Source organism: Aliiroseovarius sp. M344 (genome assembly GCF_025140835.1).
Lineage (GTDB): Bacteria > Pseudomonadota > Alphaproteobacteria > Rhodobacterales > Rhodobacteraceae > Aliiroseovarius.
The window spans coordinates 502796-517467 of record NZ_CP081153.1 but is presented as its reverse complement, the minus strand read 5'-3'; the positions used below and the strand labels follow the sequence as shown (position 1 = coordinate 517467).

Sequence of the window (14672 nt, the reverse complement as noted above, 5' to 3'; positions counted from 1 at the left end):
CGTGATGGGCATTTCTGACATCTTTGACCTGTGCTTGTCCTGACACTTTAGCTGTGTCTGCGACCAACACCCGCGTCAGAGAGTCCAAATAACCACAAACCAAAAAAGAGGGCCGGTGTCCCCACCGGTAACGAACCCATGATGGACTCGAATTTTAAAACCGAACCGCTTCGGCTCAACGATCTGGTTGACGATCTGATCACAAATCACGGCGCATGGCGCGTCGTGCGCGTGCTGGTCGCAAATCTCGCAACCCGGCGTCATCGGCGACCGCGCACGGATCACATGTCCGACCATCTGCGTCGCGACGTGGGGCTGCCGCCCAGTCACCCTCCGCCAGTGCTGCTTGATCTGCGTTTCTGATCCTATCCCGCCCCGTTTTTGTTGGGGCGGGCCAGAAACTTCTTGACCTAAAGCTAACTTGAGGCCCGACAAGGCCTCCAAATGAGCGACTGGAGAATGACGATGACGTATTCGCTGACGCTGCCACGGCGGCGACACCACAGGCGACGACTGCAATCTGCCCTGTTGGGGCTGATCGAACGCCATGGACGCTGGCGGGTGATCCGGGCCGCCCTGTTCGCGCGACCGTCCCACCTGCTGCGCCTTGAAGACCTTGGCCCGGCCGCACGCCGGGATCTAAATCTTCCGCAGGACACACCGGAAATGCCGCACCAGAAACAGCTTCTGTTACGGTAAGCAACGCAGAGGCATGCGAAACCGCATGCCTCTGCTTTCCCTTGCCCGGCTGCCTTTTTTCCCATATGCCGCGCCCATGCTGGACGACCTTGACGATATCCATCCGCTGTTTCACGGCGCGCCCTCGACCACCGAGTTCAAAAAGCTGCGCAAGCGCATCATGCGCAATGTGCGCGAGGCCTTGGACCAATATGGTATGGTTGAACGCGGCGCGAAGTGGCTGGTTTGTCTGTCTGGCGGTAAAGACAGCTACACAATGCTGGCTGCCCTGTACGAGCTGAAATGGCGCGGGATACTGCCGGTCGAACTGTTGGCCTGCAATCTTGATCAGGGGCAACCCGGCTTTCCCGCGACGGTCTTGCCCGAGTTTCTTGAGAAGATGCAGGTGCCACATCGGATCGAATACGAAGACACCTATTCGATCGTTATGGACAAAATCCCGCAAGGCCGAACTTTCTGTTCGTTATGTTCGCGCCTGCGACGTGGAAACCTTTACCGCATCGCGCGCGAGGAAGGGTGTTCCGCCGTCGTGCTGGGACATCACCGAGACGACATCCTTGAAACCTTCTTTATGAACCTGTTTCATGGTGGTCGGCTGGCCACAATGCCGCCAAAACTGCTCAATGAGGAGGGAGATTTGTTCGTCTATCGCCCCCTCGCACATGTCGCTGAGGCGGATTGCGAGAAGTTTGCCACCCGGATGAATTATCCGATCATTCCCTGTGATCTGTGCGGTTCTCAAGATGGGCTGCAACGCCAACAGGTCAAGGCAATCATCGACACGTGGGAGGCCAACTCTCCCGGTCGTCGTCAGGTTATGTTCAGGGCCCTGATGAACACGCGACCAAGCCATCTGTTGGACCCACAACTTTTTGATTTCAAAGCGCTCGCACGGGAAACGCCTGCGATTGAAGACAATTCGCCATAGTTTTCCGGCGCGCGTTAACTTCTGATTGACCACATGTTCCTAGTTTGTCCATTGACGGGGCGCGCTTCTAAGCACGCGGGCCCTTCGTGTGTGACCGGCGACAAAAGGAAACTGTCATGGTGGGAGTTCAGGGTGCTGAGCAAGTAAAAAAACGCGTGCGTGCTGTGCTTACCGCGCCCCATCTGGCCGCATTTCTACCCGCGATTATGATCATGGCATTTTGGAACGGTGGGGAAAATTTGATGGTTCTGGTCGCCATTTTGTTCCCCGGTCTCCTCGCGATTGGTGGCGCGCTTACGCGCCCTAAACCAACGAGGGGGGTGGCAAACGACGAGATCACAGGCTTGCCAAGACGGCCAAAACTGCTTGAGCAGTTGGACCGGGGTTTCGCAAGCGATGCGGATTTTGAAAAATCCTGCTTCGTTCTGGAGATTGACGACATCCAGAAACTGTCCGCGCAACTTGGCGAAGAAAGTATTCGTCAGGTCCTCAGGACAATTGCGGATCGGGTCAAAGCCACTTTGCGTGAAACTGATTTGATGTGCGCCTTGAACACCGGAAGGTTTGGCATCTCGATCGATAAGAGACAGCGCGCAGACCTGGAGGCCACCCTGCAATTGGCCGCACGCCTTCAAGCAGCGGTCAGCGAACCCATTTCGGTTGACCAAACGCGGGTGCTTTTGTCGTCTTGCGTCGGCTTCGCCTTGCCAAGCCGTTCCCCAGAAGCAACGGGCGAAGCGCTTTTGGCGGCTGCCGAAAGCGCCCTTGGCGTTGCAGTGCTGGCAGGGCCAGGGTCCATTCGCGCCTTCTCGAACGGTATGGCTGCGCGCGTGGGTCGTTCCGAACACAATCGCGATGAACTCAGCCGTGCTCTTGATGCCGGAGAAATCCGACCGTGGTTTCAGCCTCAAGTCAGCGTCAAGACCGGTCGCGTTTCAGGTTGCGAAGCATTGGTGCGTTGGCAACATCCGACAATGGGGCTGATTGCGCCCGGCGCGTTCCTGCCCGCCATTTCCAAGGCTGGCTTGATGGAAAGGCTGGGTGAGGTTGTTCTGTTTGGTGCCCTTTCTGCGTTACAGGACTGGGACCGCCAAGGTTTGGAAATTCCCGCTGTGGCGATCAATATTTCCGCTGAGGAACTGAACAACCCCAACTTATCGGAGAAAATCAAATGGGAGCTGGACCGATTTGACATGCGACCCAATCGCTTGGTGGTCGAAATTCTTGAAAATGTCATTGCGCAGACCGAGGATGACGTCGCCCGGCATAACATTAATGCTTTGGCAGATTTGGGCTGCAAGATCGACTTAGATGATTTTGGGACTGGAAATGCGTCTATCGCGAGCATTGCGCGTTTCAATGTGCACCGGATCAAAATTGACCGGTCTTTCGTGACCCATATCGACACCGATACTGACCAACAAAACATGATCTCGGCGATTCTGACGATCGCGGATCAACTGGACGTGGGGACCGTCGCTGAGGGCGTCGAAACCCATGGCGAACATACAAAGCTTGTTGCACTGGGCTGTGATCATGCCCAGGGGTATTCAATTGCCAAGCCAATGCCTGCGCAGACTTTTCTGGATTGGGTCAAGGCACACGAACCGAAACTGTTGTCATCTGAGGCTGTTCCCAGACTTGCGTGAAGCCATGATTCACCAGCAATCTAACGACACGCGAGTTAAAACTGCTTGACCTTTTGCGCCCTGCCCTGTTGAACCACTCTGACCGAAATTGATGAGTGGTGAGGCCCGATGGACGACCAGAACAAGAACCTGATCCTCGCGACAGTGCTGAGCTTTCTCGTCATTACTGGGTGGATGATCATGTTTCCGCCTGCAGAACCCGTTCCGGCCACTGCGCCGACAGAACAGGCTGCAGCCGAAGGTCAAATCGTGCCATCCTTGCCTGCTTCCAACAGCGCAGCGGCGACCGCCGCCACCACCGCCGATGTATCCGCTCAGCAAGCCCAAGTTGGACGGGTCGAAATCGATACACCAGCACTGTCGGGATCCATCTCGCTGTTGGGCGGTCGTTTGGATGATCTCAAACTGAAAGACTACCACGTCGAACTTTCAAAAGAGAGCGACATCGTTCAGCTGCTGCGCCCCACCGGCGAGCCCGAGGCTTACTATGCCCTCTATGGCTGGACGCCCGGTGGCCAAACTGCGCTGGAAGATGTTCCGGGGCCCACAACTGTTTGGTCAATTGAGAGCGGCACGAAGCTTACATCCGAAACGCCGGTTACGTTGCGTTGGGACAGCAGCAATGGCCTGATTTTCCGCCGCACAGTCTCGGTGGACGAAAACTTTATGTTTACCATCAACCAATCGGTCGAGAACACTGGCGCTACCGCCCATCGCATGGCGCCCTATGGCGTTCTGGCCCGTCATGGCGAACCATCTAATCAGAAGGGATTTTTCATCCTTCATGAAGGCGTTATTCGCCAGGTCGACAAGGAACTTGAGGAAACCGATTATTCTGATGTGGCCGACCTGACATTTGACGAACGCGAAGGCGCAAAAGCCGACGTCGCACAGGTCACCGAAAACGGCTGGATCGGCTTCACCGACCACTACTGGATGACCACGCTGATCCCGGAACCCGGACAGGGTTTCACCTCGGTCGTGCGCTATGCGGAGAAGGCCGATATCTATCAAACGCAGATCAGAATGGGCACGTTGGATGTGGCGCCGGGTGCCTCGGCCAGCGTCGAGACCCGCCTGTTTGCTGGCGCAAAAGAATGGGAAACCATCCGCAAATACCAGAACGAAGATGGCATCTACAAATTTATCGACTCAATCGACTGGGGTTGGTTCTTCTTCCTGACAAAGCCCATTTTTGCAGTACTGCACTGGCTGAACGCCGTGATTGGGAACATGGGTTGGGCCATCATCGGCCTGACGCTGGTGATCAAAGCGATCCTGTTCCCGTTGGCTTACAAGTCCTACGTCTCGATGGCGAAGATGAAAGAGCTGCAGCCGCAAATGGAGAAGCTGAAAGAGAGCGCCGGTGATGACCGCGCGAAGCTTCAACAGGCGATGATGGAGCTATACAAAAAGGAAAAGGTAAACCCTGCTTCCGGCTGTCTGCCCATCTTGCTTCAGATTCCAATCTTTTTCTCGCTCTACAAAGTTATCTTTGTCACGCTGGAATTGCGGCATGCGCCGTGGATGGGGTGGATTAAGGACCTTTCGGCTCCCGATCCCAGCTCGATTTTGAACCTGTTCGGCCTATTGCCCTATGCGCCTCCGGCGCCGGAAAGCTTGCTTGCAATCATTTCACTGGGTGTTTTGCCGATTATCCTTGGTATCTCGATGTGGTTGCAGCAGAAGCTGAACCCAGCGCCCACCGATGCGACCCAGGCTATGATCTTTGCATGGATGCCATGGGTGTTCATGTTCATGCTGGGACAGTTTGCATCGGGTCTTGTGGTTTACTGGATTGCGAACAACACGATCACGTTCATTCAGCAATACACCATCATGCGCAGTCACGGGCACAAACCCGATGTCTTAGGCAACGTGTTTAAAACCTTCAAACGCAAGTCGAAGGACGCGGGATAATGGCGCATGTCGCCGAAATTTGGCGGCATCCCATCAAGTCGCACGGGCGTGAAGCTCTTCTTCAGGTGATGCTGAAGGCAGGTGAATGTCTGCCATATGATCGCCAATGGGCGGTCGCTCATGAGGCTGCGAAATTGGGCGAAGCTGGCCAGTGGGCGCCGTGCGCAAATTTCTCGCGCGGGTCAAAAGCGCCGTTGCTTATGGCGCTAGAGGCAAGTTTCGACCCTGCGAGCAATACAATTACGCTGACCCATCCACAGCAGCCCGGCATCACGATCAATCCTGATCGGACCGAAGACAATGCGCGGTTCATTGACTGGGTGAGCCCGCTGTGTCCGCCAGACCGCGCAGCACCTTCACGCCTTGTGAAGGCGGATCGGGGGATGACGGATACTGATTTTCCGTCAATTTCGCTGATCAATCTTGCGTCGCACAAGGCCGTCGAGACCCATCTAAACCGAGAGCTGTCCCCAAAACGCTGGCGCGGAAACCTGCAACTGACAGGTCTTGAGGCTTGGGAAGAAAAGAACTGGGTCGGCAAGCGCATTCGGGTCGGACAGGCTGAAATGGAAATCCGGGAAGAGATCACGCGTTGCTTGGCGACGACCGCCAGCACCCGCACGGGCGCGCGGGATGCCGACACTCTGGGGGCCTTGAAAAACGGCTGGGGTCATCAGGAATTTGGCGTTTACGGTTATGTCACCAAACCCGGCATCGTGCATGTCGACAGCCCGGTCGTGGTGATCGCATGAACCAGCTACCCTTCCCTTTGGCAGAAGACCCCGACGCGCAAGATCGCGAAAAAGGTCGTTTGTTGTTTGCGGCCAGCACCGACTTTCTGAAGGGTGTTGTGGCGATGGACGGATTACCCGATCCGGACCGGATCGAGGTGTGCTTTGCTGGGCGTTCGAACGTTGGGAAATCCAGCCTGATCAATGCCTTGACGGGTCGCAAGGGGCTCGCTCGTGCTTCAAACACACCCGGGCGGACTCAGGAAATTAACTTTTTCACGACAACGAATGGCCCCTATCTGGTTGACCTTCCAGGGTACGGCTATGCCAACGCCCCGGTTAAGGTGGTCGAGAAATGGCAGCGGCTGCTGAAGTCCTATTTGTCAGGTCGGCAAAACCTGCGTCGGGCATTTGTGCTGATCGACGCCCGCCATGGTGTGAAGGCAGTCGATGATGAGATTATGTCGCTGCTGGACAGGGCTGCGGTGACGTTTCAAGCGGTATTGACCAAGGTCGACAAGGTCAAAGAAAAGGATCGTGAAAAAGTTCTGGCGCAGGTGCGCGGCGCCTTGTCAAAGCATCCGGCCGCCTTTCCGGAGCTGGTCCTGACCTCCTCGGAAAAGGGCATTGGGATCGAAACACTAAGGTCGATCATCGCGACATTGGATTGATATCGCCGCCCGGTTAAACGTGCTGAGCGCCATTCACCTCAATCTCGGTCCCAGAGATGTATGAACTGTCCCCGGAACACAGGAAATAGATCGCGGCGGCGACCTCCTCTGGTTGCCCAAGACGTCGCATTGGCAGTTTTTCGACGATTTTGTCTGTTCCCGGCGACAAGATTGACGTTTCGACTTCACCCGGCGCAATCGCATTGACCCGAACGCCCAGCGGCCCGAAATCATGTGCCATCTCGCGCGTCAGCGCGGCAAGGGCTGCCTTTGACGTGGCATAGGCCGCGCCTGCAAACGGGTGGACGCGCACGCCCGCAATTGAAGTTACGTTAACCACCGCACCCTTGGCCTTCGCCAACTCGTCCTTCAGCCCGCGTGCTAGGACCACAGATGCGAAGAAGTTGACGTGGAACACCTTTCCCCAATCTTTCAGATCGGTGTTCAAGGTGTTCAGACGCTCACCATTCGGCCCTTTCGGTGAAATGCCGGCGTTGTTGACCAACGCATCCAGACGTCCATCCAACTTGTCCTGAAGGATCCCAACCGCATTAATCGTATCCTTGGGGTCGGATAGGTCCACCTGAACGTGGTCTTCTCCTGCACCGCCCCAAGGACATTCTTCGGGTATTGGATGGCGTGAACAGGTGATCACCCGCCAGCCTTCCAGATTGAACCGTCGAACTGTCGCATGTCCGATGCCGCGGCTGGCACCAGTCAGAAGAAGGGTTTTTTGTTGCTCGGCCATGATCGCCATTCCTGTCGGTTGGTTTCGTCGCAACCCTAGCAGCACGAAGGTTGGGCGCAATGCCTCTTGGCAGCGCGCGACCAACGCTCTAACACAGAGTAACTCTGGGAAAATAAGATGAAGACTCAAGATATGAATCGCGATTGGATCGCTACCGCCCGCACTCTGTCACAAGCCTTGCCATACTTGCAGCGCTATACCGGTGCCACCGTTGTTATCAAGTTTGGCGGCAATGCCATGGGTGATGATGAGGCGATGGCCAGCTTTGCGCGCGACATCGTCCTGATGCGTCAGGTTGGCGTGAAACCTGTGGTCGTGCATGGCGGCGGTCCGATGATCAACTCGATGCTCGATCGGCTGCAAATCAAAAGCGAATTTGTGAACGGAAAACGCGTGACAGACGCCGCGACCGTCGAAGTGGTCGAAATGGTTTTGTCCGGCCGGGTCAATAAGCGGATTGTTCAAGCGATCAACGCCGAAGGCGGTAAGGCGGTTGGCCTGTCTGGGAAAGACGCCCGCCTTGTGACCTGCGATCAAACCAATCCCGACCTCGGGTATGTTGGTACGCCGTCAGAGGTGGACGTTTCCATTTTGCGCGACCTTGCCGCCACCGAAACTATTCCGGTTATTGCCCCCTTGGGCGCAGGTCGAAATGGTGAGACGTTCAATATCAACGGCGACACAATGGCCGGCGCGATTGCGGCTGGCTTGAAGGCTGATCGCTTGCTTCTGCTGACCGATGTTGAAGGCGTGAAAAATGCGGACGGTGCGGTGCTGACGCAACTGACGCCAACGCAGATCCGCGACATGACGGCGTCGGGCGTGATTGCTGGCGGGATGATCCCCAAGACCGAAACCGCGTTGGATGCCATTGACGGCGGCGTTCGCGCAGTGGTCATTCTGGATGGTCGCGCACCCAACGCCTGTTTGTTGGAGCTTTACACAGATCACGGCGCAGGCTCTCTGATCCGCGCCTAGCCAATCGGGCGATTGCCGTCGCGGTAATGTGTCTTGCGCTTGGGCAGGTAGTCCATAAATTCACCCCATGGAATACGAACTTCTGATCCGTTTGGGCACGTTTGTCGGGCTGTTTGCGCTTTTCGCCATTGTTGAGGCAAAAGCTCCGCGGCGACCGCGCACCCAGCCGCGCAAGACCCGCTGGACCACCAATCTGGCAATCATTGTCATCGACAGCCTGACCCTGCGGCTGATGAGCGTCCTGATGCCATTGCTGGCAGTCGGCGCGGCAATAGATGCAGCCGCACAGGGCTGGGGGCTGTTCAACGTGATTGCCCTGCCCATTTGGGTCGAGGTTGTCGCCGCCATGGTCATCCTTGATCTTGCCATCTGGGCGCAGCATCTGGTGTTTCACAAAGTGCCGGTCTTGTGGCGGTTGCACCGGGTTCATCATGCGGACCGGGATTTCGATGTGACCACCGCTCTAAGGTTCCATCCGGTCGAGATCGCCGCCTCGATGATCATCAAAATCGGGATGGTTTATCTGTTGGGCGCGCCGGCTTTGGGTGTGGTCCTGTTCGAGGTCATCCTGAACGGCTCGGCTATGTTCAACCATGCCAATATGCGCTTGCCGCTGGGTCTGGATCGGTGGCTACGGCTGGTTCTGGTTACCCCCGACATGCACCGCGTTCATCATTCCGTTCACAGAGATGAAACAGACAGCAACTATGGCTTCTGTCTGTCGGTCTGGGATCGTATGTTCAAGACATACACAGATCAGCCCCGTGACGGGCATGACGACATGGTGATTGGGCTGCAATGGCAAAACGACGAACCATCGAAACTGGGCTGGAGCCTGATGTTGCCGTTTCGGCGGAAGTGACGCTTGAGCAGCTGACGCAGGATGCCCATGCCCAACAGCTGGACGTGTTTGGCGCATTGCATGACGGGTCTGAAACGATAGTTCTGCTCGGTCCGCTGGAACCCGGCTTCTGGGCGCATTTCACGCAAAGCGCCGCGTATCAGGACGGATCACCCGACCCTATGGATCGCTGGTCCAAGGCCGTGATCGAAGGTTTGGCAAAACGCTGGCAAGGCACGGCCATTTTTCCGTCAGACGGACCGCCCTATCCTCCCTTCTTCGATTGGGCGTTGCGGTCGGGTCGTGCGTGGCAATCCCCCGTGGCGCTGCTTGTACATGACACTGCAGGGCTATGGGCCAGCTATCGCGGTGCGGTGCGGCTTTCAGGACGGCTAACGCTACCGCGTGGGTCTACCTGTCCCTGCGAAGGCTGTGACGCGCCTTGCCGCACGGCCTGCCCAGTCGATGCGCTGGGGTCCGACGCCTACGATGTCCCACTCTGCAAATCATACTTGAATGGCGCCGACAATGCCGATTGCATGGGGGCAGGATGCGCGGTTCGCCGCTCTTGCCCCGTCAGTCGATCTTATGGCAGGTTGGCCGCTCAATCGGCCTTCCATATGAAAGCGTTCAACCCGAAATGACTTTGACACTGATCCTGACCCGACACGCGAAATCAAGCTGGGGCGATGCAGATTTGAATGATCACGCCCGCCCGCTAAATAAGCGGGGGCGCGCGTCAGCCAAGGCGATCGGGCGTTGGCTGGTGAGCAAAGGGTATACCCCCGAAGAGGTCTTTTGCTCGGACGCAGAACGCACCCGCGAAACATGGGCATTGATCGCGGACAGGTTTGTAGGTGCGCCAAAAGCCCACTATTTGCGCGAGCTGTATTTGGCGGACCCAGAGGTCATGCTAAACGTGGTGCGCAAAGCAGACGCGCCAGTCGCTATGATCGTCGCCCACAACCCAGGCTCAGCCTATATGGCGCGCCGTCTGGCGCGCGAGCCATACCCACATCAAAGGTTCCACCACTATCCAACCGCAGCGACAGCGGTGATCGAGTTCGACGAGGACTCCTGGGCGGATGTGAATTGGGGCACCGGCCGCGTTGTGGACTTCGTGGTGCCGCGTGAACTGATATAACTATCATGGATCGACGCCAGAAAACACGGGCGTGAATGTCGATTTGCGGGGCCGGTGCGACCACCCTCTTGATCTGCAAGGCTCATACTGGAAAAATTGACCTACGATCAATACCGGGAGGCAAAAACCATGCGTATGTTCTATGCTGGCCTACTGCTATTTTTTTCAACGGGGTCTCCTGCTGAGGCTCAGGACGCGGTCTATCTGATCAGGCATGGTGAAAAAGAACTCTCTGGGGCTGATCCTGCACTCACGCCCGAAGGAAGAAAGCGTGCGGCAGCTTGGGCTGTGTTACTTCGGAACGTCGGCCTAGACGTCATCATCACGTCGGATGCACTGCGAACCCAACAAACTGGTGGAATAATTGCCGACGCTCTAAGTCTTCAAACGAGCGCCTTGCCCAAAGGCGATGTTGCTGGTCTGGTTGACACTTTAGAATTCGGTCACAGCGAAGGCACAGCACTGATTGTCGCCCATGCTGAAACCATTCCGCGAATTCTAGAACACCTTGGTGTGTTTGAAGCCGTCACCATCAAGCAGACTGAGTTCGCCAATCTTTACGTTGTTCTCGAACCCACATCGGATGACCCAAAGTTCATCCACTTACTGATGCCCTGACCGACATTGGCGCCGCAGGCTCGAGTTGCAATCGTTGTTGGCCTTATTCACATCTTACAGTTATCCAATAACCCAAAAACAGAAAGCCCCGCCAGTTGGCGGGGCTTTCTTTTCGTTCAATGTGAGCCGGATCAGAGGATCTGACTGAGGAACAGTTTGGTCCGTTCGTTCTGCGGGTTGTTGAAGAACTCGTTGGGTTCGTTCTGCTCCACGATCTGGCCGGCATCCATGAAGATCACGCGGTTGGCGACCTCTTTCGCGAAACCCATTTCGTGGGTCACGCAGAGCATGGTCATGCCTTCTTCGGCAAGCTCCACCATGGTTTCCAGAACTTCCTTGATCATCTCGGGGTCAAGCGCTGACGTAGGTTCGTCAAACAGCATGATGCGCGGCATCATGCACAGCGAGCGGGCAATGGCCACACGTTGCTGCTGACCACCCGATAACATGCCCGGATACTTGTGGGCCTGTTCCGGGATCTTCACCTTCTCAAGGAAGTGCATCGCAACTTCTTCCGCCTCTTTCCGGGGCGTTTTGCGCACCCAGATGGGGGCGAGCGTGCAGTTTTCCAGAATGGTCAGGTGCGGGAAGAGGTTGAAGTGCTGAAACACCATCCCAACTTCCGAGCGCACTTTATCAACGTTTTTCAGGTCCGAAGTGAGCTCGGTCCCGTCGACGATGATCTGACCTTCCTGATGTTCTTCAAGCCGGTTGATGCAACGGATCAGCGTCGATTTACCGGACCCCGAAGGTCCCGCAATAACGATCCGCTCGCCCTGATACACGGTCAGGTCGATGTCGCGCAGTACGTGGAATGCACCGTACCACTTGTTCATGCCACGAATTTCGATGGCAAGTTCGTCCGACACTTCCATTTTGGAGCGATCGGCGTGATGGTCGAGAGTAATAGAAGACATAAGTCTCTCCTTTAACGGTGGTCCGTACGAAGCCGGCGTTCGAGATACATCGAATAACGCGACATCGAGAAGCAGAAGATGAAGAACATTAGGGCGATGAAGCCGTAAAGCTCCCACACGATACCGTTCCAGTTTTGGTCACCACGGATACCATTCGACAAGCCCAGCGGGTCGAGCAGACCGATGATCGACACCAACACCGTATCCTTGAACACGCCGATGAACGTCGACACGATCCCAGGGATCGAAATCTTCAGCGCCTGTGGCATGATGATCAGGCGTTGTGCCTTCCAGTAATCAAGACCAAGCGCATCTGCAGCTTCGTATTGACCTGTTGGAAGTGCGGCAAGCCCGCCCCGAATAACCTCGGCCATGTAAGCCGCTGCAAAAAGGGTCACCATGATTAGTACACGCAAGATGATGTCGAAGTTGGTGCCGGGTGGCAGGAAGATGTTCAACAGCGTCGAGGCCACGAACAGAAGTGTGATCAGGGGAACGCCGCGAATGAACTCGATAAAGCCCACGCAAAGCGCTTTCACGATCAACAAATCTGACTGACGCCCCAATGCCAGAACAATGCCGATGGGCAATGAGCAGGCAATGGCGACAACACCAATGGTGATCGACAGCATAAAGCCACCAAAGTTACGACTTTCGACGACATCCAATCCAATTGGGATGATGCTTTGCATTAGGTTTGCAAAACCACCCACGAGGAAGAGCCACCAGATCAGGGACGCAACCACCGCAATGATCATTCCCAACAGGCTGCCAACAATCGGCGCGAGAAAACGATAGGCGATGTAGCCCACCACAAAGCCCAACGCCGCACTGACCGGCAACCAGATCGAACCGCCCCACAAAAGCCAAGGCGCTATGAAGGGATAGATCGCCGAGAAGATCAGCGGATTTGGCAGGCGTTTTGCACCCGCGGCTATCTCAGCGGCCCGATCCTGTTTCGAAGTCGAAAACGCTTTGAAGCCGACAAAAGCAGCTGCACCCAGAAGCGCCAGACCCAGAACGATGCCGAAGCCTCCGCCCTGATACAGTGCAGTTACGCCCAGAACAGCCAACAATATCACCCAGTTCATACGACGTGAAATCATATTGAACAAAACCGGGATCACCGCCACGAACAGCAATGCGAAAGCCAGTATCGGACGCCACCTCTGGTCGACCGTTCCTTCTTCAGATCCATTTGGATAGAAACCAAAAAGTAGCTGTTGCCAGCGTTCATTGATCACGCCCCAACAGGCGCCGCCGTGCCCGCCACCTACGATCTCACGGCATTCGTTCAGCGATCCGCTGTTCCAAGTCGGTGAAAATATCCAAGGCAGAAGGAAGGCAAGAACGTACCACAGAAGCACGATGGCCAGAACTGTCAGAATCGAGTTACCGATCCCGTTGAAAAGGTTTGCTCTTGCCCATCCGACGAAACCAACCTGCGATGCGGGCGGGGCGCGTTCGGGCAACATTTCAGAGCGAACATAAGACATATCAGACATATCAGCGCTCCTTCAGCTTTACGGATTCGTTGTACCAGTTCATCACCGCTGAAATGGTCAGCGAGATGGTCAGATACACCAGCATGAGCAGCAGAACCGTCTCAAGCTCGCGGCCTGTTTGGTTCATTGTGATGCCGCCCAAAGTACCCGTGATGTCCATGTAACCCACGGCAATCGCCAATGAGCTGTTCTTTGTGAGGTTCAGGTAGTTCGAGATCAGCGGTGGGATAATCACGCGCAGTGCCTGCGGCAGGACCACGAGGCTCATCGTCCGGTTTGGACGCATACCCAATGCTCCGGCAGCTTCGGTTTGCCCTTTCGACACGGCCAGAATACCCGCTCGCACGATCTCGGCTATAAACGCCCCGGTATAGAGCGATAACGCGAGCCACAGGGCGATCAACGAGTTGCGCAAATGTGTTCCGTTCGAGAAGTTGAACCCTTTCAGCTCGGGATAGCCAAGGTAGAAACCTAACACGAAAAGAACCAGTAAGAATGGTACGACGACAGCGGCAAGGCGCACATGCCATGTCCGCGGCCGATCACCAGTGGCTTCCTGAATACTATCTGCCCGGCGCTTGATCAGCAGCGACGTCAGAACGCCGGCAATAAGCACAGCCAGCAATGCCAGCAAATCAAGGCTGACATCAAATCGCAGGCTGGAGTTGCCCAGAAGATGAATATCCCCGAGCGTGCGCGAGAACAGCGGCTCGGGAACGTATATCCCGCGATTGGTGATTGCCACGCTGTCCCAAAGGGACATAGTAGCCTCGCCTTTTCGGAATGCACTGGGTTGCGGAAGGGTTTCGATCAGCACCGCCATTATGAACACGATCCACAGCAGGACCGGCACGTTGCGGAAACCTTCGACATACACCGCAGACAGGCGCGACACGATCCAGTTTGGCGACAGGCGCAAAACACCAACGACTACGCCAATAATCGTTGCCGCAACACATCCCATCACAGCGACCAGAAGCGTATTCAAGAGCCCCATGAGCGACGCGCGCAAATGCGAATCTTGAGAATTATAATCGAGAAGGCGTTGGTTGATATCGTAACCTGCGGGTTCAAACATGAAGTTGAAGCTGGGCTCTTTCCCAAGATCCGCGAGGTTCTGTGCTGTATTTGACAGCAACCAAAAGATAAGCATCAGAAAGCCAATCAAGGCGATAATCTGAATGGTCATCGAGCGATACCGGCTGTCATATAACAGCATGGATAGCCGGAACTGGCCCTGATGAGGGTCGGTTATAGTTGTCATAGAAGACGTCCCCGTTGCCCTTGGCTTTGTTTATTTAGATCGCGGCTTTTGCTGCGGTG

At 55.8% G+C, this 14672-nt stretch carries 16 protein-coding genes; 12 read left to right on the top strand and 4 right to left on the bottom strand.

Translation table 11 applies throughout. The features are described from left to right. Positions 1-141 precede the first annotated feature (141 nt). The 7 genes from K3556_RS02525 to yihA all read left to right on the top strand — a co-directional run bounded on the left by K3556_RS02525 (position 142) and on the right by yihA (position 6598). Complete coding sequence (locus K3556_RS02525; protein WP_260518159.1) at positions 142-363, top strand: hypothetical protein; 222 nt, start codon at positions 142-144, stop codon at positions 361-363. Between the two features lie 102 nt (positions 364-465). Continuing rightward, positions 466-699: a hypothetical protein gene (locus K3556_RS02520; protein WP_260518158.1), complete on the top strand. Its 234-nt coding sequence runs from the start codon at positions 466-468 to the stop codon at positions 697-699. A 76-nt stretch (positions 700-775) separates the two neighbouring features. Next, complete coding sequence (gene ttcA, locus K3556_RS02515) at positions 776-1627, top strand: tRNA 2-thiocytidine(32) synthetase TtcA (protein WP_260518157.1); 852 nt, start codon at positions 776-778, stop codon at positions 1625-1627. A 116-nt stretch (positions 1628-1743) separates the two neighbouring features. Further along, on the top strand, positions 1744-3276 hold the full coding sequence (locus tag K3556_RS02510) for a putative bifunctional diguanylate cyclase/phosphodiesterase (protein ID WP_260518156.1): 1533 nt from the start codon (positions 1744-1746) through the stop codon (positions 3274-3276). 108 nt (positions 3277-3384) lie between these two features. Continuing rightward, positions 3385-5196, top strand: coding sequence for a membrane protein insertase YidC (yidC, locus tag K3556_RS02505; RefSeq protein ID WP_260518155.1), 1812 nt, complete (start codon positions 3385-3387; stop codon positions 5194-5196). Beyond that, a complete protein-coding gene (locus K3556_RS02500; protein WP_260518154.1) occupies positions 5196-5948 on the top strand; it encodes an MOSC domain-containing protein in 753 nt (250 codons plus the stop codon). The genes yidC and K3556_RS02500 overlap by 1 nt, the downstream gene beginning before the upstream one ends. After that, complete coding sequence (gene yihA, locus K3556_RS02495; RefSeq protein ID WP_260518153.1) at positions 5945-6598, top strand: ribosome biogenesis GTP-binding protein YihA/YsxC; 654 nt, start codon at positions 5945-5947, stop codon at positions 6596-6598. The genes K3556_RS02500 and yihA overlap by 4 nt, the downstream gene beginning before the upstream one ends. A gap of 13 nt (positions 6599-6611) precedes the next feature. Here the strand turns inward: yihA and K3556_RS02490 are convergent, their stop codons facing one another. Beyond that, positions 6612-7355, bottom strand: coding sequence for an SDR family NAD(P)-dependent oxidoreductase (locus K3556_RS02490; protein ID WP_260518152.1), 744 nt, complete (start codon positions 7353-7355; stop codon positions 6612-6614). Between the two features lie 108 nt (positions 7356-7463). Between K3556_RS02490 and argB the strand changes: the two genes are divergently transcribed. The 5 genes from argB to K3556_RS02465 all read left to right on the top strand — a co-directional run bounded on the left by argB (position 7464) and on the right by K3556_RS02465 (position 10927). Then, the gene (gene argB / locus K3556_RS02485; protein WP_260518151.1) at positions 7464-8324 is read left to right on the top strand and encodes an acetylglutamate kinase; all 861 of its coding nucleotides are present in this window, start codon (positions 7464-7466) and stop codon (positions 8322-8324) included. A 67-nt stretch (positions 8325-8391) separates the two neighbouring features. Beyond that, positions 8392-9186: a sterol desaturase family protein gene (locus tag K3556_RS02480; protein WP_260518150.1), complete on the top strand. Its 795-nt coding sequence runs from the start codon at positions 8392-8394 to the stop codon at positions 9184-9186. Then, positions 9123-9809 carry a ferredoxin gene (locus tag K3556_RS02475; protein WP_260518149.1) on the top strand — a complete coding sequence of 229 codons (687 nt, stop codon included), beginning with the start codon at positions 9123-9125 and terminating at the stop codon, positions 9807-9809. The genes K3556_RS02480 and K3556_RS02475 overlap by 64 nt, the downstream gene beginning before the upstream one ends. After that, positions 9806-10309, top strand: a complete 504-nt coding sequence (locus K3556_RS02470; RefSeq protein ID WP_260518148.1) for a histidine phosphatase family protein — start codon at positions 9806-9808, stop codon at positions 10307-10309. Before K3556_RS02475 ends, K3556_RS02470 begins: the two co-directional genes overlap by 4 nt. A gap of 129 nt (positions 10310-10438) precedes the next feature. Further along, the gene (locus tag K3556_RS02465; RefSeq protein ID WP_260518147.1) at positions 10439-10927 is read left to right on the top strand and encodes a SixA phosphatase family protein; all 489 of its coding nucleotides are present in this window, start codon (positions 10439-10441) and stop codon (positions 10925-10927) included. Between the two features lie 131 nt (positions 10928-11058). Here K3556_RS02465 and K3556_RS02460 read toward each other — a convergent pair whose 3' ends face one another. From K3556_RS02460 to K3556_RS02450, 3 genes are read right to left on the bottom strand one after another with little or no spacing between them, the layout of a single operon-like run. Next, on the bottom strand, positions 11059-11844 hold the full coding sequence (locus tag K3556_RS02460; protein ID WP_312847276.1) for an amino acid ABC transporter ATP-binding protein: 786 nt from the start codon (positions 11842-11844) through the stop codon (positions 11059-11061). Positions 11845-11855: 11 nt separating this feature from the next. Further along, positions 11856-13349: an amino acid ABC transporter permease gene (locus K3556_RS02455; RefSeq protein ID WP_260518146.1), complete on the bottom strand. Its 1494-nt coding sequence runs from the start codon at positions 13347-13349 to the stop codon at positions 11856-11858. A gap of 1 nt (position 13350) precedes the next feature. Beyond that, positions 13351-14613, bottom strand: coding sequence for an amino acid ABC transporter permease (locus tag K3556_RS02450; RefSeq protein WP_260518145.1), 1263 nt, complete (start codon positions 14611-14613; stop codon positions 13351-13353). Positions 14614-14672 lie beyond the last annotated feature (59 nt).

What these genes read in the sequence shown, in the direction of transcription:
- K3556_RS02475 (WP_260518149.1), top strand. Translation starts at nt 9,123, where the DNA reads ATGGCAAAACGACGAACCATCGAAACTGGGCTGGAGCCTGATGTTGCC.
- K3556_RS02450 (WP_260518145.1), bottom strand. Translation starts at nt 14,613, where the DNA reads ATGACAACTATAACCGACCCTCATCAGGGCCAGTTCCGGCTATCCATG.
- yidC (WP_260518155.1), top strand. Translation starts at nt 3,385, where the DNA reads ATGGACGACCAGAACAAGAACCTGATCCTCGCGACAGTGCTGAGCTTT.
- K3556_RS02510 (WP_260518156.1), top strand. Translation starts at nt 1,744, where the DNA reads ATGGTGGGAGTTCAGGGTGCTGAGCAAGTAAAAAAACGCGTGCGTGCT.
- K3556_RS02480 (WP_260518150.1), top strand. Translation starts at nt 8,392, where the DNA reads ATGGAATACGAACTTCTGATCCGTTTGGGCACGTTTGTCGGGCTGTTT.
- K3556_RS02470 (WP_260518148.1), top strand. Translation starts at nt 9,806, where the DNA reads ATGACTTTGACACTGATCCTGACCCGACACGCGAAATCAAGCTGGGGC.
- yihA (WP_260518153.1), top strand. Translation starts at nt 5,945, where the DNA reads ATGAACCAGCTACCCTTCCCTTTGGCAGAAGACCCCGACGCGCAAGAT.
- K3556_RS02490 (WP_260518152.1), bottom strand. Translation starts at nt 7,355, where the DNA reads ATGGCGATCATGGCCGAGCAACAAAAAACCCTTCTTCTGACTGGTGCC.
- argB (WP_260518151.1), top strand. Translation starts at nt 7,464, where the DNA reads ATGAAGACTCAAGATATGAATCGCGATTGGATCGCTACCGCCCGCACT.
- K3556_RS02460 (WP_312847276.1), bottom strand. Translation starts at nt 11,844, where the DNA reads ATGTCTTCTATTACTCTCGACCATCACGCCGATCGCTCCAAAATGGAA.
- K3556_RS02525 (WP_260518159.1), top strand. Translation starts at nt 142, where the DNA reads ATGGACTCGAATTTTAAAACCGAACCGCTTCGGCTCAACGATCTGGTT.
- ttcA (WP_260518157.1), top strand. Translation starts at nt 776, where the DNA reads ATGCTGGACGACCTTGACGATATCCATCCGCTGTTTCACGGCGCGCCC.
- K3556_RS02500 (WP_260518154.1), top strand. Translation starts at nt 5,196, where the DNA reads ATGGCGCATGTCGCCGAAATTTGGCGGCATCCCATCAAGTCGCACGGG.
- K3556_RS02465 (WP_260518147.1), top strand. Translation starts at nt 10,439, where the DNA reads ATGCGTATGTTCTATGCTGGCCTACTGCTATTTTTTTCAACGGGGTCT.
- K3556_RS02455 (WP_260518146.1), bottom strand. Translation starts at nt 13,349, where the DNA reads ATGTCTGATATGTCTTATGTTCGCTCTGAAATGTTGCCCGAACGCGCC.
- K3556_RS02520 (WP_260518158.1), top strand. Translation starts at nt 466, where the DNA reads ATGACGTATTCGCTGACGCTGCCACGGCGGCGACACCACAGGCGACGA.